Source organism: Paraburkholderia ferrariae NBRC 106233 (assembly GCF_000685035.1).
Lineage (GTDB): Bacteria > Pseudomonadota > Gammaproteobacteria > Burkholderiales > Burkholderiaceae > Paraburkholderia > Paraburkholderia ferrariae.
The window spans coordinates 1-1,868 of record NZ_BAYB01000081.1 but is presented as its reverse complement, the minus strand read 5'-3'; the positions used below and the strand labels follow the sequence as shown (position 1 = coordinate 1,868).

1 protein-coding gene is annotated in these 1,868 nt (G+C 73.2%); it reads left to right on the top strand.

All coding sequences use genetic code 11. The features are described from left to right. A partial coding sequence (locus tag BFE01S_RS41665) for a non-ribosomal peptide synthetase (RefSeq protein ID WP_042340097.1) occupies positions 1–1,868 on the top strand: 1,868 nt, incomplete at both ends.

Below are 1,868 nucleotides of genomic sequence, written 5' to 3'. Positions count from 1 at the left end.
CGGCTGGGCGACGAGCATCCGGTGCTGGAACTGCCGGTCTCGCGCAAGCGCACGGGGCTGCGCGCCGCGCACGGCGGGCGCGTGGCACGGCGCCTGGGCGCGGCGCCCACGCGCGCGCTGCGCCAGCTCTCGCAGCGCCACGGCGCGACGCTGTTCATGACGCTGCTGGCCGCCTTCGACGTGCTGCTCGCACGCTACAGCGGCCAGCAGGACCTGCGCGTGGGCGTGCCGGTGGCCGGCCGCGACCGGGCGGAGACCGAGGGGCTGATCGGCTTTTTTGTGAACACGCTGGTGATCCGCACGGAACTGGCCGGGGTGTCCCACTTCGCGGCGCTGCTCGCCCAGGTGCGCGAGCGGGTGGTGGAGGCGCAGGCGCACCAGGACCTGCCGTTCGCGCGGCTGGTGGAGGCGCTGCAGCCGCAGCGCAGCCTGAGCCACACGCCGCTGTTCCAGGCGATGTTCAACCACGCGGGGGCACCGGGCGCGCCGCTGGCGCTGCCTGGGCTGACGGTCTCGCCGGTGGGCGCGGGCGCGCAGACCGCGCGCTTCGACCTGGTGCTGAACACGGCGGAGGAGGCAGAAGGCGGCCTGGCAGTATCGCTCACGTACGCGGGCGACATCTTCGACGAGGCGGTGGTGCAGCGCATGCTGGACCACTACGTGGAGATCGTGGAGCAGATCGCCGCGCAGCCGGAGTGCGACCTGCACCTCGGGCAGATCCGGCTGGGCGTCGATGCGCGTCATCACACGGTGCCGGTCACGCGCGCGTTCGAGCCGGTGATTCTCCGCTTCGCACGGCAGGCGCAGTCCAGTCCGCAGGCCGAGGCACTGCACTGCGAGGGCGAGCGGCTCACATACGGAGAACTGGACGGGTGGGCCAACCGCATCGCGCGGCGGCTGCTGCGCATGGGCGTGCGCGCCGACGAGCGGGTGGGCGTGTGCATGACGCGCTCGGCGGGGCTGGTGGCGGCGCTGCTGGGGGTGATGAAGTCGGGCGCGGCGTTCGTGCCGCTGGACCCGGAGTACCCGCCAGAGCGTCTCGCGTACATGCTGGAGGACGCGGGCGTGAGCCGGGTGCTGGCCGATGCGGGCACGGCGCAGCGGCTGCAGGGCCTGCTGGGCGGGCGCGAGGTGATCGCGGTGACGCAGGTGGCGGACGAATCGGCGCAGCCGGTGGAGGTGGCGGTGCATCCGGAGCAGCTTGCGTACGTGATCTACACGTCGGGCTCGACGGGTCGGCCCAAGGGCGTGGCGATCAGCCAGCGCGCGCTGGCGCTGCACCTGGCGGACTTCATCGGGGCGTACGGGATCACGGCGCGGGACCGGCAGCTGCAGTCCTCGACGGTGAACTTCGACGTGTCGCTGCACGAGATGCTGCCGGCGCTGATGAGCGGGGGGCAGGTGGAGATGCGCGGGGCGCAGGCGTGGGACCTGGAGACGATGAGCCGGCAACTGGCGCAGGAGCGGGTGACGTTTGCGCGCATCCCGACGGCGTACTGGCAGCAGTGGCTGCGCGAGCCGCCGGCGGCGTCGCGGCTGGCAGCGCTGCGGCAGATCACGGTGGGCGGGGAGGGGCTGCCGGGCGACGCGCTGGGGCAGTGGCGGGCGGGTCCGCTGTCGCACATCCGGCTGGACAACCTGTACGGGCCGACGGAGACGACGGTGGCGTGCCTGTACCGGCAGACGTGTGCGCAGGACGTGGAGCAGGCGATCGTGTCGATCGGGGTGCCGTACGCATCGCGCAGCGTGTACGTGCTGGACGGGGAGGGCAACGAGGTGCCGGTGGGCGGGCTGGGGGAGCTGTGCATCGGAGGGGCGACGCTGGCGCGGGGGTACCTGGGGCGGCCTGGGCTCACGGCGCAGCAGTT